The 18,668-nt window shown below is 58.7% G+C and carries 21 protein-coding genes; 10 read left to right on the top strand and 11 right to left on the bottom strand.

Features of this window, described 5'->3' with window-relative positions; all coding sequences use genetic code 11:
• Positions 1-158 precede the first annotated feature (158 nt).
• Entirely contained in the window at positions 159-1,745 is a 1,587-nt protein-coding gene (locus tag PLU01S_RS01705; RefSeq protein WP_074821359.1) for a SulP family inorganic anion transporter, read from the top strand.
• 148 nt (positions 1,746-1,893) lie between these two features.
• Here the strand turns inward: PLU01S_RS01705 and PLU01S_RS01700 are convergent, their stop codons facing one another.
• The 3 genes from PLU01S_RS01700 to PLU01S_RS01690 form a co-directional block, all read right to left on the bottom strand.
• Positions 1,894-2,166, bottom strand: coding sequence for an HU family DNA-binding protein (locus PLU01S_RS01700; RefSeq protein WP_010796585.1), 273 nt, complete (start codon positions 2,164-2,166; stop codon positions 1,894-1,896).
• Between the two features lie 184 nt (positions 2,167-2,350).
• Complete coding sequence (locus PLU01S_RS01695) at positions 2,351-3,505, bottom strand: NAD(P)/FAD-dependent oxidoreductase (RefSeq protein WP_074821357.1); 1,155 nt, start codon at positions 3,503-3,505, stop codon at positions 2,351-2,353.
• A 148-nt stretch (positions 3,506-3,653) separates the two neighbouring features.
• Complete coding sequence (locus PLU01S_RS01690; RefSeq protein WP_010796583.1) at positions 3,654-3,821, bottom strand: rubredoxin; 168 nt, start codon at positions 3,819-3,821, stop codon at positions 3,654-3,656.
• 336 nt (positions 3,822-4,157) lie between these two features.
• On the opposite strand from PLU01S_RS01690, the gene PLU01S_RS01685 reads away from it, so the two are divergent.
• The 3 genes from PLU01S_RS01685 (at position 4,158) to PLU01S_RS01675 (ending at position 6,270) form a co-directional block, all read left to right on the top strand.
• Positions 4,158-4,532 (top strand): MarR family winged helix-turn-helix transcriptional regulator, encoded by a 375-nt coding sequence (locus PLU01S_RS01685; RefSeq protein ID WP_074821355.1) that lies wholly within the window; start codon positions 4,158-4,160, stop codon positions 4,530-4,532.
• A gap of 51 nt (positions 4,533-4,583) precedes the next feature.
• Positions 4,584-5,744 (top strand): MFS transporter, encoded by a 1,161-nt coding sequence (locus PLU01S_RS01680; protein ID WP_074821351.1) that lies wholly within the window; start codon positions 4,584-4,586, stop codon positions 5,742-5,744.
• Positions 5,745-5,832: 88 nt separating this feature from the next.
• On the top strand, positions 5,833-6,270 hold the full coding sequence (locus PLU01S_RS01675; RefSeq protein WP_074821349.1) for a VOC family protein: 438 nt from the start codon (positions 5,833-5,835) through the stop codon (positions 6,268-6,270).
• A gap of 61 nt (positions 6,271-6,331) precedes the next feature.
• Here PLU01S_RS01675 and PLU01S_RS01670 read toward each other — a convergent pair whose 3' ends face one another.
• The 4 genes from PLU01S_RS01670 to PLU01S_RS01655 all read right to left on the bottom strand — a co-directional run bounded on the left by PLU01S_RS01670 (position 6,332) and on the right by PLU01S_RS01655 (position 9,777).
• Positions 6,332-7,108, bottom strand: a complete 777-nt coding sequence (locus tag PLU01S_RS01670; protein ID WP_074821347.1) for a MetQ/NlpA family ABC transporter substrate-binding protein — start codon at positions 7,106-7,108, stop codon at positions 6,332-6,334.
• 118 nt (positions 7,109-7,226) lie between these two features.
• Positions 7,227-8,006 (bottom strand): MetQ/NlpA family ABC transporter substrate-binding protein, encoded by a 780-nt coding sequence (locus tag PLU01S_RS01665; RefSeq protein WP_122044678.1) that lies wholly within the window; start codon positions 8,004-8,006, stop codon positions 7,227-7,229.
• An 89-nt stretch (positions 8,007-8,095) separates the two neighbouring features.
• Positions 8,096-8,770, bottom strand: coding sequence for a methionine ABC transporter permease (locus PLU01S_RS01660; protein WP_074821341.1), 675 nt, complete (start codon positions 8,768-8,770; stop codon positions 8,096-8,098).
• Positions 8,770-9,777, bottom strand: coding sequence for a methionine ABC transporter ATP-binding protein (locus tag PLU01S_RS01655; RefSeq protein WP_010796574.1), 1,008 nt, complete (start codon positions 9,775-9,777; stop codon positions 8,770-8,772). Before PLU01S_RS01655 ends, PLU01S_RS01660 begins: the two co-directional genes overlap by 1 nt.
• 513 nt (positions 9,778-10,290) lie before the next feature.
• On the opposite strand from PLU01S_RS01655, the gene PLU01S_RS01650 reads away from it, so the two are divergent.
• Both PLU01S_RS01650 and PLU01S_RS01645 read left to right on the top strand, forming a co-directional pair.
• Positions 10,291-11,961 (top strand): Na/Pi cotransporter family protein, encoded by a 1,671-nt coding sequence (locus PLU01S_RS01650; protein WP_010796573.1) that lies wholly within the window; start codon positions 10,291-10,293, stop codon positions 11,959-11,961.
• A 145-nt stretch (positions 11,962-12,106) separates the two neighbouring features.
• Positions 12,107-13,012 carry a D-hexose-6-phosphate mutarotase gene (locus PLU01S_RS01645; protein WP_074821337.1) on the top strand — a complete coding sequence of 302 codons (906 nt, stop codon included), beginning with the start codon at positions 12,107-12,109 and terminating at the stop codon, positions 13,010-13,012.
• Here PLU01S_RS01645 and PLU01S_RS01640 read toward each other — a convergent pair.
• Positions 13,009-14,097: an aminopeptidase gene (locus PLU01S_RS01640; protein ID WP_083397802.1), complete on the bottom strand. Its 1,089-nt coding sequence runs from the start codon at positions 14,095-14,097 to the stop codon at positions 13,009-13,011. The two genes, PLU01S_RS01645 and PLU01S_RS01640, sit on opposite strands and share 4 nt — an antisense overlap.
• 130 nt (positions 14,098-14,227) lie before the next feature.
• Between PLU01S_RS01640 and PLU01S_RS01635 the strand changes: the two genes are divergently transcribed.
• Positions 14,228-14,647, top strand: coding sequence for a PA0061/PA0062 family lipoprotein (locus PLU01S_RS01635; RefSeq protein WP_010796570.1), 420 nt, complete (start codon positions 14,228-14,230; stop codon positions 14,645-14,647).
• 33 nt (positions 14,648-14,680) lie between these two features.
• Positions 14,681-15,118, top strand: coding sequence for a PA0061/PA0062 family lipoprotein (locus PLU01S_RS01630; RefSeq protein ID WP_074821335.1), 438 nt, complete (start codon positions 14,681-14,683; stop codon positions 15,116-15,118).
• Here PLU01S_RS01630 and PLU01S_RS01625 read toward each other — a convergent pair.
• Complete coding sequence (locus tag PLU01S_RS01625) at positions 15,115-15,348, bottom strand: DUF1161 domain-containing protein (RefSeq protein WP_010796568.1); 234 nt, start codon at positions 15,346-15,348, stop codon at positions 15,115-15,117. The two genes, PLU01S_RS01630 and PLU01S_RS01625, sit on opposite strands and share 4 nt — an antisense overlap.
• Positions 15,349-15,504: 156 nt before the next feature.
• Here PLU01S_RS01625 and PLU01S_RS01620 point away from each other — a divergent pair, with 156 nt between their 5' ends.
• Positions 15,505-16,152 carry a hypothetical protein gene (locus PLU01S_RS01620; RefSeq protein ID WP_073450068.1) on the top strand — a complete coding sequence of 216 codons (648 nt, stop codon included), beginning with the start codon at positions 15,505-15,507 and terminating at the stop codon, positions 16,150-16,152.
• A 4-nt stretch (positions 16,153-16,156) separates the two neighbouring features.
• Here PLU01S_RS01620 and PLU01S_RS01615 read toward each other — a convergent pair whose 3' ends face one another.
• Positions 16,157-17,386 carry a nucleoside recognition domain-containing protein gene (locus tag PLU01S_RS01615; protein WP_074821333.1) on the bottom strand — a complete coding sequence of 410 codons (1,230 nt, stop codon included), beginning with the start codon at positions 17,384-17,386 and terminating at the stop codon, positions 16,157-16,159.
• 224 nt (positions 17,387-17,610) lie between these two features.
• Between PLU01S_RS01615 and wrbA the strand changes: the two genes are divergently transcribed.
• Entirely contained in the window at positions 17,611-18,207 is a 597-nt protein-coding gene (gene wrbA / locus PLU01S_RS01610; RefSeq protein WP_074821330.1) for an NAD(P)H:quinone oxidoreductase, read from the top strand.
• A gap of 247 nt (positions 18,208-18,454) precedes the next feature.
• On the opposite strand, the gene PLU01S_RS01605 is transcribed toward wrbA, so the two are convergent.
• Positions 18,455-18,616, bottom strand: coding sequence for a DUF1328 domain-containing protein (locus PLU01S_RS01605; RefSeq protein WP_010796564.1), 162 nt, complete (start codon positions 18,614-18,616; stop codon positions 18,455-18,457).
• Positions 18,617-18,668: the final 52 nt, after the last annotated feature.

Below are 18,668 nucleotides of genomic sequence, written 5' to 3'. Positions count from 1 at the left end.
CTCAATAAAAACAACATAGCTGGTCATTTTCAGACGAGGCCCATGGCTGCCTGCAGTTATGGGCGCTGTCCGTCTTCGTGTGGGTAAACGACTTTGCCAGAGCCGGTTAGGGAGGGCTCTGGCACAGGTTGCTATGCGTTTTTACGGAGGATAGGACCATGCTCGGAAACACTTCTGCAGCATCACTCAAGCAGACCTTTCCACGCGATGCCTTGGCCTCGCTGGTAGTCTTTCTCGTTGCCCTGCCCTTGTGCATGGGCATCGCCATCGCCTCCGGAATGCCGCCAGCCAAGGGCTTGGTGACCGGCATCATTGGTGGCCTCATCGTCGGCTTTCTGGCCGGCTCCCCCTTGCAGGTCAGCGGCCCGGCCGCAGGGCTTGCCGTACTGGTATTCGAACTGGTCAACCAGCATGGCATGAAGGCCCTCGGGCCGGTGCTGATCCTGGCCGGGATCATTCAGGTCGCAGCGGGCTTTGCCCGGCTGGGCGCCTGGTTCCGCGTCACCTCGCCTGCCGTGGTGTATGGCATGTTGGCCGGTATCGGTATTCTGATTGTCTTGTCCCAAGTCCATGTGATGCTCGATGCCTCACCGCAAGCGTCGGGCCTTTCCAACCTGGTCGGTTTTCCGAAGGCCGCCGTACAGGCAGCCAGTGAATGGGGCGGACACGAGGGCAGCGGTGCCTATGCGGCCATGCTGGGTATCGCCACCATCGCCATCATGTGGCTTTGGGAGAAGAAACGGCCATATTCGCTACGCTTTTTGCCAGGCGCGCTGATCGCCGTAACGGCAGCTACGATGGCCAGCCTGTGGATGAATCTGGACGTCAACCGGGTCAACGTGCCGGACAACCTCGGCGACGCCATTGACTGGATCACCTTTGCCGACCTGGGCATGCTGACCAATCCGACACTGTTCATGGCAGCGGTTGCCATGGCGTTTATTGCCAGTGCCGAAACGCTGCTGTCCGCCGCAGCGGTTGACCGGATGCACCAGGGGCCCCGTTCCCAGTTCGATCGTGAGCTGTCAGCCCAGGGCGTCGGTAACCTGCTGTGCGGTATCGTCGGTGCGCTACCTATGACCGGGGTAATCGTTCGTAGCTCAGCCAATGTTCAGGCTGGCGCTAAAACACGTGCATCGGCCATTATGCATGGCGCGTGGCTGCTGGCGTTCGTCGCCGCGCTCCCCTTCGTGCTCAAGCAAATCCCGATTGCCAGCTTGGCAGGCGTCCTGGTCTATACCGGTGTAAAACTGGCCAGTCCTTCGGCGTTGCAAGGCCTGAAGCAGTATGGACGTACGCCTATCCTGATCTATGCCGTGACGGCGCTGACCATTGTCTTTACCGACCTGCTCACGGGTGTCGTTCTAGGCTTTGCCCTGTCGGTAGCCACCCTGGCGTTCAAGGCCTCACGCCTTAAAGTGGCTCTGGTCTATGACAAGGAAGACGAGACCCAGGCAGAACTGCGCATGAGCGGCTCGGCCACGTTCCTGAAGGTACCCAAGATCACTCAAGTGCTGGAAGGCGTTAAGCCGGGTACAACCCTGCATGTACCACTGGATCGCGTGAGCTATATCGATCATGCCTGCATGGAGCTGCTGGCAGACTGGGAACGGACCAATGAGTCCAATGGCGTCAAGCTGATCATTGAGCCTCGCGCGCTCAAGCGTCGTCTGGAAGGTCGCTACCATAAAGCGGCTTCGCTGGGCGGATCACCCTCGACAGGCGCCGTGCAGACGGCCGCCTAACCTGTGTGTCCGGCGGGTACAGAGGTGCCCGCCGGATAGTTAGACGCAGATGCCCTGTAGCGGTGAGGTTCGGGTATGGCGGTCTGGAAGGCGGGAGAGGGCCAGACAGTTCATACCCAGCACGCCGATACAGGCAGTGCGCAAGGGATCAGCTGATGCTGTCGCGCAAGGCCTTGCCGGGCTTGAAAGCCACGGTATTGCTAGCGCGAATCTTGACCGGTTCACCGGTTTGCGGGTTCTTGCCTGTACGGGCTCCGCGATGGCGGGGAAGGAAAGTACCGAAGCCTACCAACGTGACGTTATCCTTGCGGTGCAATGCATTGGCAATTTCATCAAGCACGGCATTGAGAACGGTATTGGCCTGTTCCTTGGAAAGACCGACTTTTTCAGCGATGGCGCTGGCGAGTTCCGGTTTGCGCATAAAGATGCCTCTTGTAGGTGTTTATTGTTGTTGTATCCGTACTCTCCACCCCTTGTCTGGAGCGGAGCAGCCGCGTTTAAGCAGGCACTCTGAGCATGGCACGGCCCAAACCCGCGCGCCAGTCGCATTCAGCGCTTTTTCCATACGACTGACGCGTCTTGAATGTAACGCTGTATTTCAGTCATTACGCCAGAACGGGTGGTAATTGCTTGTTTAACGCCAATTTTTCGCTGACGGCTGCTCCGCTCAAGGCATAACCCAGCAATTTACCTTCACTATCAATGCACAACGCCTTGATATCCGCTCCACTTCCCTCAACCCGCCATTCACCCTTAGCCCCTTTGTTGACCAATGCGACAACCAGCGGGCAGGCTGGCGTTTTTACCGTTACTGGCATCGGACCATAGGTAACTGCCGTGGGCTTTCCGGCCAGCGTCTGGGCCAGAGCACGGGCACAGGCCATCAACGGCATCACATACATCAGGCTTTGCCCTTCCACTTCGGCGCAGTCTCCCAGGGCATAGATGTTTTCATGGGAGGTACGCAGCTCGCGATTGACCACAATGCCGCGCTCGACCTCAAGGCCTGCCGCCTGCGCCAGATCAACCCGTGGTTTGAGACCTACAGCCGACACCGCTACGTCGCACGGTAGAGTCGCACCATCGGAAAGGTGCGCCAGATACCCATCCCCTTCGCGCTCCAGCCGTGTCACCGTCTGCCCCAGGTGAAACCGCGCGCCAATGCTTTCCAACCCGCTCTGAACGGCTGCTGCCACCTCGGCAGGAACAAGATTGGGCATGACCTGCTCACACGGGGCGACCACATCCACGTCATAGCCGCCGCTTCGCAGGTCATTGGCAAACTCACAGCCAATCAACCCGGCCCCCAGAATCAGCACGCGCTGCTTGCCTTCAGCTGCCTGACGAAAACGGGCGTAGTCCTGCAGGTCGTTGATTGGGAAGAAAGCGTCCTCGCACCCTCCCGCAACGGGCACCTGAATAGGTTCTGCGCCCCAGGCCAGGACAAGGTTTTCGTAGCGAACCTCTTCCTCACCTAGCCAGATTCGCTTGTGGCCAGGGTCGATAGCCGTGACGCGGGTATTGGTAAAGATTCGGGCATTGAACTGCTCAGCCATTGCCCCCGGCTCCGCCATGACCAGCTCATCCGGCTGCTTGTTCTTGGCGTAGCCGTTGGACAGCATGGGCTTGGAATAGGAACGCCCGTCATCGGCCGTAATCATGAGTAGAGGCGTCTGGCTATCGAGCTTGCGCCATTCCTTGGCCAGGTTGTAGCCCGCCAACCCTGTGCCGATGATGACCAGGGGTAAAATTTCGCTCATAACGTTCTCTCTGCGTCGGTTCAGGCGTGGCGTCACCGGGCGCCCCGCTCAGATAGGTTCACGCATTATTGAATGTGTCGCCGGGCCTGTCATCAGTACAAACCTGGGACGAAGACAGCAACCGGTCGGCCGCTTGGGAAGGAGCGGATCAGGCAATCTCGATCATTTCAAAATCGGATTTGCCCACGCCGCAATCCGGGCACATCCAGTCTTCCGGAACATCCTCCCAACGGGTCCCAGGCGCAATACCATCATCCGGCCAGCCTGCCGCTTCGTCATAAATGTAACCGCAGACAATACATTGCCACTTACGCATCGTTATCGTGTCCTTAAAAACTCATCAGGGCTGGTGATCCGGTGAGGCTCTGGGCATCACCGTGTCACCGGTTCTTCTCAGCCTATCGGAAACGTATTTTCTCCTCTAGTTCATCTGTCCTGCGTGTCACGCATGACCACTAGCGCACAACAGGCGCGCGCCTGTATACAAACGCTACCGGCGGATATCGTCCAGCCATTACACTGCGCATGCTCGTCAGCTGCCGCGAGCCGCTTAACCTGTGTTGCCCTGTAAACGGTGGGTGCCAAGCGCTAGCCACCGAGACAAGAAAGCCAACAAACAGGCCCTGCCTGTCTGCACTTACCGGTAACGAACATGACCCGTCGCTTCAGTCAAACCAAACGCCGCGCTGTTGCACACGCCATTCTGGCCATGGACAACAGCTGGATTGCTCATTTCGGCGATTTGGGGCTAAGCGATCTCAGCTACTCCGACCTGTTCATCAACATGTGGCAGCGGCAGGATCAATCCCTGCGCAAAACCGATCTCTATGCGTTCATACCCAGCATCAGCCGGCGCACCGCCGTCAAATATGTCCAGCATCTGATCGACCGGGGCTATCTGACTGAAACCAATAGCGATGTTGACCGCCGGGTGCGCTGGGTCAGCCTGACACCGGATATCGTCGACCGGCTGGAGCGTTTCTGCGATGCCGCCTGCGAGCATTTCGGCAAGCTGAACAAGGCGTAACTCTCGCCGGCACACGCTGTCCTATTACCCTCTGCACCACGAGGAGCGCTCATGCGCTGGGGGACCTATTTTGCCGTGCTGGGCGCCATCATCAGTGTGGGTCTGGCATTGGGCATCACCATGCCGCTGGTATCATTGAGGCTGGAAAACTGGGGCTACGGCCCGTTCGCCATTGGGTTCATGGCGGCCACGCCAGCCATCGGCATCATCGTGGGGGCCGGTATAACTGGACGCCTGGCCGCTCGTATCGGTACGCCGCGACTGATGCAGCTCTGCCTTCTGGCGGGTGCGCTGTCCGTACTGCTGCTGTCCCTCCTGCCCTATTACAGCGTCTGGGTACTGCTCCGGTTACTGCTGGGCGTTATTCTGACCATGATCTTCGTGCTCGGTGAAAGCTGGATCAACCAGATCATCGTTGAACAGTGGCGCGGCAAACTGGTGGCGTTGTATGGCAGCGCCTATGCCCTGAGCCAGCTGACCGGCCCCCTAGTTCTGACCCTGATTGGCACTGAAGGCAACGGCGGTTTCTGGATCAGTACCGCCCTGCTCATCATAGGCTCCCTTGCGCTTGTAGGCCGCAGCGGTGCGCCCAAAGCCAGCGATCATGGCTCCATTGGCCGCGGCCTTTTGCGCTTTTGCCAGCAACTCCCTGCCATCGCCTGGGCTGTTGTGCTATTTGCCGCCTTCGAGGCCATGATGCTGACACTGCTGCCGGTGTATGCGTTGAACCAGGGCTTTGACCAGCGTACCGCCCTGCTCATGGCCAGCACGGTCGTGACCGGTGACGCCCTGCTACAACTGCCTCTAGGCGCACTGGCTGACCGCGTTTCGCGCACCGGCCTGTTCAAGACATGTGGTGTCACACTACTGCTGACCAGCCTCGCCATGCCGCTCCTGCTGCACACCACATACATCTGGCCGTTACTGGTGATCTTTGGTGCCAGCGCCGGTGGTATTTTCACCCTCGCCCTGATCCTGATTGGCGAACGTTACCGGGACGCCGAGCTGGTCCAGGCCAATGCCCGTATCGCCCAGCTCTGGGGCTTCGGCTGCCTGCTCGGCCCCTTAACCACTGGAGCCGCCAGCCAATGGCTGACCGGCCACGCCATGCCTTTGCTGCTGGCTGCGGGGGCGCTGGTCATGATCATTATCGTGCAGATTCGCGGCGCTTTACCGGTGACCGAAGCTGAGTCCTTCGAAGGTTCAAAATGAGACAGGCTTTACTCAATCTTTACTTACCTGTTCTCAGTGCAAGAGGCTCAACGAGATACCCTTAGGTGACTAGCCATGGATATTTTTGATGTTTTCAAGCGAGCCTATTACCATCTTACGCCGTTCCGATCACCTCAGACTTGTTGTTCCGTCACTAGCCGAGTCGCTGATTTTTTGGGCGGTTGCCCTTGGCTTCACGCTCACTCGCCGAAGCGAATCAGCTGCTGATGAAGCGCTTTCGAGCCTCCAGGCGACCGCTGTTGCCGAGCTTGAAGTTCATGACTACCGTGTGCTGCTGATCGAGCAGCCTACTCCTACGCATCAACTACCGGAGCCTGAAATCTCTGCGGTCATTCCCCTCCTGTTTCAGGTCCATGATCTTGAGGCGCGACTGGTGCACATTCGCAAGGCGGGGTATGAGGCGCCAGCGCCCCGTATCATTACCCAGGGTCCCCGTGAGGGCTGGCAAGTCGTGACGATCCACGGACCCGATCAGGTTGTAGTTGAGCTGATGCAGCCCGGCTAATCCGGATCGTACCCATAAAAAAGCCCGCCGGTTCAGGGCGGGCTTTTTGTTATCGAAGCGATCAGAACGCCGGAGCAACCGCACCGTTGTACTTGTCTTCGATGAATTTCTTGGTTTCCGGGCTGGTCAGGGCCTTGGCCAGCTTTTGCATGGCATCGCTGTCCTTGTTGTCCGGGCGGGCAACCAGCAGGTTGGCATAAGGCGATTCCTTGCCTTCCAGCAGCAGCGCATCCTTGGTCGGGTTCAGCTTGGCTTCCAGCGCATAGTTGGTATTGATCAGCGCCAGGTCTACCTGGTTCAGCACACGCGGCAGCGTAGCGGCTTCTAGCTCCTTGAACTTCAGGTGCTTGGGGTTGGTGGCGATGTCACGCGGGGTCGCCAGGATATTGGAGTTATCCTTGAGCGTGATCAGACCGGCTTTTTCCAGGAGCAGCAAGGCACGGCCACCATTGGTGGCGTCGCTAGGAATGGCAACGGTTGCGCCTTCCTTGACCTCATCCAGGCTTTTGACCTTCTGGGAGTAGATACCGAACGGCTCCACATGCACTTGAGCGACCGGCACCAGATCGGTTCCGCGGCTCTTGTTGAATTCGTCCAGGTAAGGCTTGTGCTGATAGAAGTTGGCATCCAGACGCTTCTGGGCTACCTGTAGGTTGGGCTGAACGTAGTCAGTGAAAATCTTGACGTCCAGGTCCACGCCTTCCTTCGCCAGCTGGGGCTTTACGAATTCCAGAATCTCGGCATGCGGAACAGGCGTTGCCGCCACGCTCAGCTTTTCTGCCGCATGGGCAGTGACGGCGGCAGCCAGCAGGGCAGCAGCGGCAATCAGTTTCTTCATGGTCAAACTCCTCGGCAGATTCAAAAAGCATGTCAACGACACGCGGATCAGTCCAGGAGATGGGGGTTCAAGATCTACCCCTCAACCCCTCTCCTTATACCCGATCAAGTCATTACGATCAGAACGCGGGAACAACGCCACCCTGGTATTTCTCCTGAATGAATTTCTTTACTTCAGGCGTGGTCAGGGCCTTGGCCAGCTTCTGGATCGCTGGATCGTTGGCTTTTTCCGCACGGGTGTACAGGTAGTTGGCGTAGGGCGACTCGGCGCTTTCGATGAACAGCGCATCCTTGGTCGGTACCAGCTTGGCCTGCAGCGCATAGTTGGCGTTGATCAGCGCCAGGTCCACCTGGTTCAGTACACGCGGCAGCGTAGCGGCTTCTAGCTCCTTGAACTTCAGGTGCTTGGGGTTATCCACGATGTCGCGCTGGGTAGCAGAGATGTTGTTCGGGTCTTTCAGGGTGATCAAACCCTGCTTGGCGATCAGCAGCAACGCGCGACCCGAGTTGGTTGGATCGTTGGGGATGGCAATGGTCGCGCCGTCTTTCAGTTCCGAAACCGACTTGATCTTTTGGGAATAGGCGCCAAACGGCTCGACATGCACCGCTACGACCGGCACCTGATTGCTGTCCTTGTTGCTCTTCTGGTAGGACTCGTAATAGGGCTTGCTCTGGAAATAGTTGGCATCGACCTGCTTCTGGTCGGTCTGGCGATCCGGCTGGATATAGTCGTTGAAAACCTTGATCTCCAGATCTACACCTTCCTTTGCCAGCTGGGGTTTGACCAACTCAAGGATCTCCGCGTGGGGAATAGGGCTCGCTGCCACCTTCAGGGTCTCGGCATGAGCCGCTGTCACCAGACCAAAACCAAGCGCAACGGAAAGCAGGGTACGTTTCAGAGACATAGCGGATTCCTTTCGAAAATAAGAGGGAACAGCGTGTAATGCTAATGTTTTCCGCCGGACCTTGAGGCCCGGCGGACAGCCTGTTAGCGGCGGCTGAACTTTACAACCAGGCGGTCACCGACCATCTGCAGCACCTGTACCAGGATCAGCAGAAGTACGACGGTGACCACCATGACATTGGTCTGGAAGCGCTGGTATCCGAAGCGGATCGCCAGATCACCCAAACCACCGCCACCGATCACGCCCGCCATGGCCGTGTAGGACACCAGCGCAATCGCTGTAACGGTTGCAGCGGCGATCAGGCCAGGCAGGGCCTCGGGCAGCAGGGTACGGGTCACGATCTGCCAGAGGCTTGCGCCCATGGCCTGGGTTGCCTCGATGATGCCACGATCCACTTCGCGCAGCGCCGTCTCGACCAGACGTGCCAGGAAGGGCGCAGCCCCCACTACCAGCGGCGGAATAGCACCCTCGACGCCCAGCGAGGTGCCGATCAGCCATACGGTAATCGGGATCATCAGAATCAACAGGATAATGAAGGGAATCGAACGCAGGACGTTCACCAGGAACGACAGCAGGCCATACACGATGGGCTGTTCCAGCAACTGGCGCTTGCCGGTCAAAAAGAGCAGAACGCCCAGCGGCAAGCCAAGCAGTACGGTAAACAACATCGACCAGCCCAGCATTTGCAGGGTATCGAGGGTAGCCTGCCAGATTTCGGCCCAGTCGATATCGGCAAAAAAGGCGAGAAAAGCGTCCATCAGCGAATGACCTCCACGGTTACATCAGCGGCGTCGAAACGAGCCAGAGCGGCGTCCAGATCCCCTCCCACGAGGGCAATGGTCAGCTGGCCGTAGGGTTCTTCGCGAATACGGTCGATTCGACCGCCCAGAATGCTGTAATCCACGCCGGTTTCTCGGGCTACCTGACCCAGAAGAGGCGCATAGGTGGCTTCGCCACGGAAGGTCAGGCGCAAGATACGACCCTCCACATGGCTGTAGGACGACATCAGGTCGCCCTCGTCCACGTGTTCGGCCTCGAACACAAAGCGCCGAGTGGTGGCATGCTTGGGATGCAGGAAGACATCCGCCACCGTGCCCTGCTCGACAACTGTGCCGGCATCGAGTACCGCCACGCGGTCACAGACGCGACGGATCACATCCATTTCATGGGTGATAAGCACAATGGTCAGACCTAGTTCACGGTTGATCTCCGCCAGCAGCTGCAGCACCTGTCCGGTGGTCTGCGGGTCGAGAGCACTGGTGGCCTCGTCGCACAGCAGGATTTTCGGCCGCGTCGCCAGCGCACGGGCAATGCCGACCCGCTGTTTCTGGCCGCCCGAGAGCTGTGCCGGGTATTTGCGGGCATGGTCAGTCAGGCCAACACGGGCCAGCAATTCATCCACGCGCGCGTTGATCTCGGCGCGGGAATGTCCGCCTGCCAGCTCAAGCGGCATAGCGATATTGGCCGCCACGGTCTTGGATGACAGCAGATTAAAATGCTGAAAGATCATGCCGACACGACGGCGGAAGGCACGTAGACCGGCGCTGTCCAGCGCGGTGACGTCTTCGCCATCCACAATGATCCGGCCGCCGCTGGGTGCTTCCAGCCGGTTGATCAGGCGCAGCATGGTGCTCTTGCCGGCCCCGGAGTGGCCGATGAGGCCGAAGACTTCGCCCGCCTCGACGCGCAGGTTGGTCGACTGGAGCGCCGGCACCTGGCGACCTGAAACGAGGTAGGTCTTTTGAACGTTCTGAAATTCGATCACTTAACGCGAAACCTTGTGGGTATTGCTGTAGGCGTGGTCAGCCCTGATAAGCGGCTGTGCCTCCTGATTTATCGATATGACGCTGGCAAAGCGCCCACATAAACGCACAGTTTACCGCGGCTGTTTATATCTTCTTAATATTTGTTTTCTAAATGCAGCAGTAAAAATGGCATATGAACGCGGCGGCGGACTATAACGCACCCCTGCCGCGAACACCTTACCTTGTGTCGAGTCACAATCAGTCAGACGCCATGTTCAGCGAAAACGCTCCCAACATGGACCGCTCCGCCTGTCGAGCCAGAGCGTTTACGCCGCCTTCAGGCACTGTGGAGAAGCAAAGCGCTTCTACTGCAGGGTGAACATATCCTCCCTACAGGCGACTAACCCTGTATAGCCCCGATTACCGTCCTGCCGTCTCAGCAGACGCTGCGGCCTGCATGGCATATGAATGTGAAACTTTTGTTACAGCCTGGCCAGGCAGCCGGGAAGCAGTTGCGCCGGGAGGGCGCCTGAATGCTGACACTACTGAACCTTCTTTCTGCGGTGGCCCTGCTGGTATGGGGAACGCACATCGTCCGGACCGGCATCATGCGGGTCTACGGGGCGAACCTGCGTCGCGTACTCAGCCGCAGCGTACGTCACACCCCGCTAGCCTTTGCCGCTGGCATTGGGGTTACCGCACTCGTGCAAAGCAGCAATGCCACCGCGCTGCTGGCAACCTCCTTCGTAGGCCAGGGGCTTATGACCCTCAGGCCTGCCCTTGCGATCATGTTGGGCGCCGACGTAGGGACGGCACTAATGGCCCGTGTGCTCACCTTTGATCTGTCGTGGCTTTCTCCGCTGCTGATCCTGGTGGGCGTCATTCTTTTCATTGGTCACAAGCAGTCCCGTCCCGGGCAATTGGGCCGAGTGGCGATCGGGCTGGGACTGATCATTCTGGCGCTGGAGCTGATCGTAGCGGCCGCAACACCCATGACCCAGGCTGCGGGCGTCAAGGTGCTGTTCTCCTCACTGACCGGAGACGAAATGCTCGACGCCCTGACCGGGGCTCTGTTCGCCATGATTTCCTATTCCAGTCTTGCGGCTGTCTTGCTGACGGCAACGCTGGCCGGCTCAGGGGTCATTTCGCTGAAAGTGGCTCTCTGCCTGGTGGTGGGTGCCAATCTGGGCAGCGGTCTTCTGGCCATGTTGAGTGCGTCCCGCCAGACCCCGGCCGGTCGACGGGTAGCCCTGGGCAGCCTGCTGTTCAAGCTGGCCGGCTGCGCGCTGGTACTGCCGTGGGTCGACACCGTGGCCGACTGGATGGACAACTGGGAACTGGCGGCGGCAGAGCTGGTGATCGGCTTCCACGTACTCTACAACCTCGTCCGCTGTGTGGTGTTCCTGCCCCTGACACGTCCGATGGCGCGCTTCTGCACACTCGTCCTGCCGGATCGGCCGCAGGCAGACATCACCATGAACCCACGTCATCTGGATACGTCTGTACTGGATACCCCCGCCCTGGCGCTTGCCAACGCCGCCCGTGAGGCGCTGCGCATGGGCGATGTGGTGGAGCATATGCTCACGGAGCTGATGGCCTTGATAAGCGGTGGCACCAAGGCCCAGGGACGGGAAGTCCGCCGCCTGGATGATGATGTTGATGCGCTCTACACCGCCATCAAGCTCTATCTGGCCCGTATTCCGCGAGAAGACCTGGGGGATCGGGACAGCCGTCGCTGGGCGCAGATCATCGAACTGGCCATCAACCTTGAGCAGGCCGGAGATATCATCGAGCGCATGGCCAGTGATTTGGAAAACAAGAAAATCTCGGCCAATCGCTCCTTTTCCGAGCAAGGCCTTGAAGAACTCGCCGCATTGCACGGCCACCTGATGGCCAACCTGAGGCTATGCCTGTCAGTCTTTCTGTCTGGCGATGCCGACTCGGCCCGTCGCCTGCGGCGTGCCAAGCAGCGCTTTCGCGTCCTGGAGCGGCGGTACGCCCACGCCCATGTGGAGCGCCTGCACCATCAGGTCGTACAAAGCATCGAGACCAGCTCGCTACATCTTGGCCTGCTGTCAGACATGAAGCGTCTCAATTCGCTGTTCTGCAGTATCGCCTATGGCGTCCTGGAGCAGGCGGAATCCGGATATGAGACCGAGCACGCAGCTTCAATGGAAACCCCACCCGACCTTCATGAGTCGTAGCCTTCGAAACGCACACCGTGGCGCGAGATAGCGCTACTCTACTCACCTTATCCGGCAGGTCTTGTCATGTCCTGCCGGAACCGATTGACGCGGCCAAACCGAACAGGCCCAGCGCTCACTGATAATAACGACCAAGGAATTATTGATGACCCAAGCCGCTCCCCTCGTTGAACAGATCCAGAAGGGCGAATTGCCCTGCTGGCGTATCCGTATCGGCCGTGCCGAAGCCGTCATTGCCTGCCAGGGCGCCCATATCCTCAGCTTCGGCCTTGATGGCGAGCAGCCGATCATCTGGGATAATCCGGATGCCGAACTCATTCATGGCCAACCCATTCGTGGTGGCGTACCGGTCTGCTGGCCCTGGTTTGGCGATATCAAGCGCAACCCGCCGGCCGTTCAGCACATGCTGACCGAGGTAGAAGGCGCCCCGCAGCATGGCCTCGTTCGTCAGGCCGGGTGGGCAACCGGTGACATGGATGTGGATGTGGACCGCGTCCGCCTGGACTTCCACTACCAGACCTCTGCCGCCCACATGCCTGGCTGGCCCCATGCCGCCGATTTGACCCTGTCGGTTGAGGTAAGCGATCGTCTCACCATGACGCTTACTACCCGCAACATTGGTGATCAGACGCTGACCCTGAGCCAGGCCCTGCACACCTACTTTGCCGTGAGCGACTCCCGTCAGGTCGGTATTGAGGGCTTTACCCACGCTGACTACTACGATTGCCTCGACGGCTGGGAGCGCAAGCGCCAGAACGGCGAGCCGGTCATCGACCAGGAAGTGGACCGCGTCTATCAAGGTCTGCCCTCCCGCCTGGGGATTCGTGACCCTCAGTGGAATCGCCGTATTTTCATCGAGACCAAGAACACCTCGTCTGCTGTGCTATGGAACCCCTGGATCGAAAAATCCAAGCGTCTGACACCGTTCGCCGATGATGCCTGGCAGCGCATGCTGTGCATCGAGACCGCCCGTGTCATGGACGATGTGATGGTGCTGGCTCCCGGCGAGACCGGTCAGATCAGCGCCACGCTCTGGAGCGAACCGCTCTAATCGTTCTGTTCTGCCTGCCGCTCCGCCAGGGCTTTCAACCGAGCCTGGCGGTCGGCGGCTGGTAACGCTGCCAACGCCCGAACACGTGCATAAAAGGCTGGCCAGTTTCCGGGATGCTCGGCATACAAGGCAGCAAAGGCCGGCACCCACTGCTCATATAGCCCGAACGGCAAGAGCTTTGCGTTATTTAGCGGACCCGCCATCCAGGCATCAAAGCGGTGATCGCCTCGCCACTGCGTATCTCTCAGCTGTGCATAATCACGCCGCATCGTCTCGAATACCTTGTCCTTTGCTTGTCGCATCGCCTCGGCCGCAAGCGGCTGTGCATAAAGCGACTCAAGCTGCTTACGCGTATCCAGTATCAGCCCTACGAATTGCCGGTACTGTTGTTCGCGGAGCGGATCAGGTGGCGGCAACCCTTGAGCCGCACGCCACTGGCGGAGCCCTTCCTGCTGAACGAAGTTGGCATAGGACTCATTAAAGGTCGTGTCGTCCTGCACATAGAGGTTCTGATGGGCCAGCTCGTGGAAGATCGTTGCAATCAACTGATCATCATCCCAACGCAGCATGCTGCTGAGCAGCGGGTCATCGAACCATCCCAGCGTCGAATAAGCTGGCACACCTGCCACATAGGTATCCCACCCCTTGGCCTTAAGCGGCTCTGCCGCCTTTTGCGCTGCCTCTTCATGGTAGTAACCGCGATACGCCACGCAACCGGCAATGGGAAAGCAATGCGTCAGGGGCGAGAGTGAGAACTCCGGTGCTGCAAAGACATTCCAGACAACGTAGGGCCGGTCCAGCTTTACGAACAGACGATAGCTGCGGTTATCCGGCAAGCCCAATTGCTGACTGGCGAACTCACGGGCGCGCAGGGCCAGCTCAAGGCGACGCCTCAGGGCCGGATCGGTAGAAGGGTCATCAATGACCTGGGTGATGGGTGTGCGCTGCCATAACAGGGCCGCCTGCCCCTTTGCCATCTGCCCGTAATATCCGACAGACGAGCAGCCGCACAGCCAAAGGGCCGCGATAAATGGAACCCATCTCAAGCTTTTAAGGTCGACTTGGGCTAACCAGAGACGGGACATGGTAAATAACCTGGAGCGCCGGTATGAGGAGGCGACACTCTAGTATGAGTATCGGCCCCATGGAAACCGGCACTGAGGAAGGAAGCCGAGAATCCTGCCCCGTTGCATTACCTTTGTCTGGAGCTCACTCATGCGTCGTATTCTCCTGTTGTGCCCTGCCCTGGCACTGACTGCCTGTTCCCTGATGCCGCTGCCCAAGCCGGACCCTTCCCAGGCCTGGATCGACCTCAAGACCGAAAAACCGGATCTGCTCCAAGCCCAGCAAGCCGATCGCCAGACCCTTGAGGACGACCGTTACTTCCAGGTGCAACCCGGTAGCCACGATCTTCAGGTGCGCTACCAATTCAAGGTCGATCCGGCCAATATCGGCCCCAGTGCCACGCCCCTGGTCCGCACTTGCCTGCTCAATGTCCATTACAAGGATTTCTCGGCGGGCGAACGCTATCGGCTACAAGCTGAGCAGGCCGGGTTCCGCGCCTGGGCCAAACTGTACGATGCCAGTCAGCAGGAAGTCGCACGGGGTGGAGAAAGTCGCTGCGGCGATGTCTAATCGATACTCTCAGACTCGCTCGGGCTAAAAGCCATGAAAAAGCACCTGTTGTTCGCCGCCGTACTGCTGGCAGGCTGCGCCAGTCCTCTTCCGCCCAAGGACCCAAATATGGCCTGGGTGGATCTGCACATGCAGATGGCCTCGGTAGGCAACGTGCTGATGGCGGATCGTCTGGATGGCAAGCGGCTCGACGACGGACGCTACTTCCAGGTCTCGCCCGGCGCGCATGAGCTACAGGTTCGCTATCAGTTCGAGCTGGGTGGCATGGTTCCGGGCGGCGGCATGATGGGCTTTGGCTACGAACCGGTGGAGATCAACTGCTACATGATCGTCCAGTACGGTGATTTCAAGGCAGGCGAACGCTACCGCATCGAGGCGTCAGCCTACATGGACCAGCCCCGGCTGGAGCTGCACGATAGCCGGGGGCAGCCGGTTGGAACGGTTCGTCAGCGTCAGTGCATCCCGCTCTAGCCGTCGTTACGCTGGTAAATGATCTTCTTGGTGCCGTTTTCACAGCTGCCCACCACCATGTTGGGATCGGTGACGTCTGCGTTCGGTACGATTTCCAGCGTGTACGAGCTGACTCCGGCGGCCTGGATCTTTACCTCGATCTCAGATTTGAGCTGATCGCATGGTAACGGTGCCGCCCAGAGCGGGGCTGTAAACAGGCTGGCTGCAACGAACAATCCAAGCGTTTTCATGGTTTCACTCCTTGAGCGGGAAATGCCCTTCTTGGTTTTTGACTAGGGCCGTCACATTGAGTTTCTAGTACCCCGTCACGGAAAGGCACCACGCGGGGAACCAGCCTACCGGGGGCTCTTCCAATAGGGTGCAAATTTTCCCTTAAAGGTAGCCCAATGCTGGATTGGTTACGCGAGTACCGTGACGTCCTGACCCTGTTCATCTCCGGCTGCACGTTGCTGGTATGGATCTTTTATGCACAGCTGCTGCTGAGCGGCTTCAAGCGCCAGCGTCAACCGCGGCTCATTATCAACCGCGGCGCCGGCAAGGGGGTAGGCGCCCTGTGCCTGCTTTCCAACATGAGTGCCGAGCCGATCTTCATTAACCAGCTGATCGTGCACCTGCACACCTCGCGCGGTACGCTCAAGGCGGATGTGACGGATGTTCGCGAGAGCAGCGAGGATGATTTCGATCAGGATGCCGAGCTGTATAAAGCCACCCGCCAGGGCCCCCTGAAAACGGGTGACTTTACGCACATTGGCACCTTTCAACGATTGATCTCCCGGGTAGCCGCTGCACACGATCTGGAACTCAATGGCATGCACCCGCCAGAAGGCTGGGTCTTTGATGGTCTGGAAATCCACGTGATCGCATTTTATGGCTCCGACAGGCACCCCATCGGTGTACGCCGCCGCTTCCGCCTGGGTCAGTACAAAGGGCATTACTGTTCACTGATTGCCGAAAGCCGGCAGACAGAACAGTTCACGACCCGTCGCCAGCGCCGCATCGTTCGCAAGCACTGGATGGCGGAATTCGAAAATTGATGACTCAGCCGAAAAACCAATAGCAGACCAGGATGGACGCCAGCACCCCGGCGCCATCGGCCAATAGTGCGCATCCGACAGCATGGCGAGCCCGTTGGATACCTACCGAACCAAAGTAGACAGCCAGCACATAAAAGGTCGTCTCGGTACTGCCTTGGACAGTGGCCGCAATCAGGGCTGGAAAACTGTCCACGCCTTTGGCCTGCATCGTCTCGATCAGCATAGCGCGGGCGGCGCTGCCCGAAAACGGCTTGACCAGCGCTGTAGGCAGCGCATCGACAAAGCGGGTGTCCCAACCCAGCCAGGCCACTGCATGGCGAACACCGTCAAGAATGATTTCCAGTGCGCCTGATGCCCGTAACACGCCCACCGCGCACAACATGGCAACCAGATAGGGCAACAGGTTCTTGGCAACCTCGAACCCTTCTTTTGCACCCTCGACAAAGGTTTCGTAAACCGGCACCCGCTTGAGCGCGCCAAAGATCAGAAACATCAGGATCAGGCCGAACAGCACCAGATTGCCTAATAGCGACGACAATGCCGCCAGGGCCGTTGCCGACAAGGTGACCAGAATGCTCATGAAGCCGCCCAGAAGCAGTGCGCCGCCACCCAGCCACGCCAGGACGACCGGATCCCACAGCTTGAGCCGTTGCATGAACGAAACGGATAGCAGCCCGACCAGCGAGGAGACACTGGTCGCCAGCAGGATAGGCAGAAAGACCATGGTTGGATCAGGCGCACCCTGTTGGGCGCGATACATGAAGATAGTGACGGGCAGTAACGTCAGGGAGGATGCATTCAGCACCAGAAATAGAATCTGTGCATTACTGGCCGTTTCCGGCTTGGGATTCAGGTCCTGTAAAGCCCGCATGGCCTTGAGGCCAATAGGCGTGGCCGCATTATCGAGCCCCAGGCCGTTAGCTGCAAAGTTGAGCGTAATCAGCCCCAGCGCCGGATGGCCGGCAGGTACTTCCGGCATCAAACGGCGGAACAGCGGCCCAAGGACATAGGCCAGCTTTTCGACCAGCCCGGCCTTCTCGGCAATACGCAGGATACCCAGCCAGAGCGTCAGCGTGCCGAATAACAGAATCATCACCTCAACCGACAGCTTGGCCATGGCAAACAGGCTCTCGACCATGGCCGCAAACACGCCTGCATCGTCTCCGATCAACCATCGTCCCAGCGCACTGATCGCCGCCACGATGAAAAAGCCCAACCATAACCCGTTCAGCATGATGCATCTCCCCGAAACCAGCCGGGGATGATACGAGGGTTGACTCCCAATGGCGAAGGTCGAGCAGCCCTGCGCCTGTAAAAAGTCGAACGCGTCGATAGGTATCAACCAGAATTGAGATGGTTCAGGAAGAGAAACCTGCCGACGATTCCTGACCGCTGTTGTCCTTTCTTAGGCCATCAAAAGGCTGCCATGCAGCCATGTATGTCAACCAAGGAGACAACATGAAGAAAGTTCTAGTCCTGTACTACTCCATGTATGGACATATCGAGCGTCTGGCTGAAGCTATGGCGGAAGGCGCGCGTCGTGTACCTGGCGTTGAAGTAACAATTAAACGCGTCCCGGAAACCATGCCTGAAGACATCGCCCGCAATGCTGGCGCCAAACTTGATCAGGCAGCGCCGGTCGCCACGCCTCAAGAGCTGGCTGACTACGATGCAATCATCTTTGGAACACCAACCCGTTTCGGCAACATGGCGGGCCAGATGCGTACCTTCCTCGATCAGACGGGCGGTCTGTGGGTCAAAGGCGCGCTGGTAGGAAAGCTGGGCAGTGTGTTCGTTTCGACAGGAACCGGGGGCGGTAGTGAGACTACCATTACGTCCTTTTGGAACACGCTGGCGCACCATGGCATGTTGATTGTCGGTATGCCTTATACCGACCCCATGCTGGCGGATATTACTGAAGTGAAGGGAGGTTCGCCTTACGGCGCAGCCACGCTGGCAGGAGCCGATGGCTCTCGATTGCCCAGTGCAAAGGAACTACAACTGGCGAGCCATCAGGGCGAGCATGTCGCCAAGCTGGCGGTAAAAATGCAGTAACCCAAAATTATGTCCCCCAGGCGTTTTAGTCCTCAAGACCCACGGTCGAGGCCCAAAACGTCTGGGGGATATATCGTCCAGCCTGGCTCGTAACGACGAAGGTACTCCCTGTACCCTGAGGATGCTCCTCTTACCGCAAAGCACCCAAGCCCCTTGGCCTAAACGCCCCGACAAGTCGGGGCGTGTGTTCGGTCAGGTCATTAAACCGGCCTACGGCTACGATTTGATGACAAGCGCAGGCCCCGTGTCAGGGTCGGCGGCGACCGAAGAAGAAGGACACCACAAACAGGATCAGGAACAGAACGAACAGGATCTTGGCAATACCTGCTGCTGTACCGGCGATGCCGCCGAAGCCCAAAACACCTGCGATGATAGCGATGATTAGAAACGTGATAGCCCAGCTCAGCATGATGATTCTCCTCGTCTTACTTTTCTCTGGTTTCTAGTTTGGATTTCTAGTT

It is taken from the genome of Pseudomonas luteola NBRC 103146, from assembly GCF_002091675.1.
In the GTDB taxonomy this organism is placed as follows: domain Bacteria; phylum Pseudomonadota; class Gammaproteobacteria; order Pseudomonadales; family Pseudomonadaceae; genus Chryseomonas; species Chryseomonas luteola.
This window is presented reverse-complemented; position numbering and strand designations above follow the sequence as displayed.

What these genes read in the sequence shown, in the direction of transcription:
- PLU01S_RS01705 (WP_074821359.1), top strand. Translation starts at nt 159, where the DNA reads ATGCTCGGAAACACTTCTGCAGCATCACTCAAGCAGACCTTTCCACGC.
- PLU01S_RS01700 (WP_010796585.1), bottom strand. Translation starts at nt 2,166, where the DNA reads ATGCGCAAACCGGAACTCGCCAGCGCCATCGCTGAAAAAGTCGGTCTT.
- PLU01S_RS01695 (WP_074821357.1), bottom strand. Translation starts at nt 3,505, where the DNA reads ATGAGCGAAATTTTACCCCTGGTCATCATCGGCACAGGGTTGGCGGGC.
- PLU01S_RS01690 (WP_010796583.1), bottom strand. Translation starts at nt 3,821, where the DNA reads ATGCGTAAGTGGCAATGTATTGTCTGCGGTTACATTTATGACGAAGCG.
- PLU01S_RS01685 (WP_074821355.1), top strand. Translation starts at nt 4,158, where the DNA reads ATGACCCGTCGCTTCAGTCAAACCAAACGCCGCGCTGTTGCACACGCC.
- PLU01S_RS01680 (WP_074821351.1), top strand. Translation starts at nt 4,584, where the DNA reads ATGCGCTGGGGGACCTATTTTGCCGTGCTGGGCGCCATCATCAGTGTG.
- PLU01S_RS01675 (WP_074821349.1), top strand. Translation starts at nt 5,833, where the DNA reads ATGTTTTCAAGCGAGCCTATTACCATCTTACGCCGTTCCGATCACCTC.
- PLU01S_RS01670 (WP_074821347.1), bottom strand. Translation starts at nt 7,108, where the DNA reads ATGAAGAAACTGATTGCCGCTGCTGCCCTGCTGGCTGCCGCCGTCACT.
- PLU01S_RS01660 (WP_074821341.1), bottom strand. Translation starts at nt 8,770, where the DNA reads ATGGACGCTTTTCTCGCCTTTTTTGCCGATATCGACTGGGCCGAAATC.
- PLU01S_RS01650 (WP_010796573.1), top strand. Translation starts at nt 10,291, where the DNA reads ATGCTGACACTACTGAACCTTCTTTCTGCGGTGGCCCTGCTGGTATGG.
- PLU01S_RS01645 (WP_074821337.1), top strand. Translation starts at nt 12,107, where the DNA reads ATGACCCAAGCCGCTCCCCTCGTTGAACAGATCCAGAAGGGCGAATTG.
- PLU01S_RS01640 (WP_083397802.1), bottom strand. Translation starts at nt 14,097, where the DNA reads ATGTCCCGTCTCTGGTTAGCCCAAGTCGACCTTAAAAGCTTGAGATGG.
- PLU01S_RS01635 (WP_010796570.1), top strand. Translation starts at nt 14,228, where the DNA reads ATGCGTCGTATTCTCCTGTTGTGCCCTGCCCTGGCACTGACTGCCTGT.
- PLU01S_RS01630 (WP_074821335.1), top strand. Translation starts at nt 14,681, where the DNA reads ATGAAAAAGCACCTGTTGTTCGCCGCCGTACTGCTGGCAGGCTGCGCC.
- PLU01S_RS01625 (WP_010796568.1), bottom strand. Translation starts at nt 15,348, where the DNA reads ATGAAAACGCTTGGATTGTTCGTTGCAGCCAGCCTGTTTACAGCCCCG.
- PLU01S_RS01620 (WP_073450068.1), top strand. Translation starts at nt 15,505, where the DNA reads ATGCTGGATTGGTTACGCGAGTACCGTGACGTCCTGACCCTGTTCATC.
- PLU01S_RS01615 (WP_074821333.1), bottom strand. Translation starts at nt 17,386, where the DNA reads ATGCTGAACGGGTTATGGTTGGGCTTTTTCATCGTGGCGGCGATCAGT.
- wrbA (WP_074821330.1), top strand. Translation starts at nt 17,611, where the DNA reads ATGAAGAAAGTTCTAGTCCTGTACTACTCCATGTATGGACATATCGAG.
- PLU01S_RS01605 (WP_010796564.1), bottom strand. Translation starts at nt 18,616, where the DNA reads ATGCTGAGCTGGGCTATCACGTTTCTAATCATCGCTATCATCGCAGGT.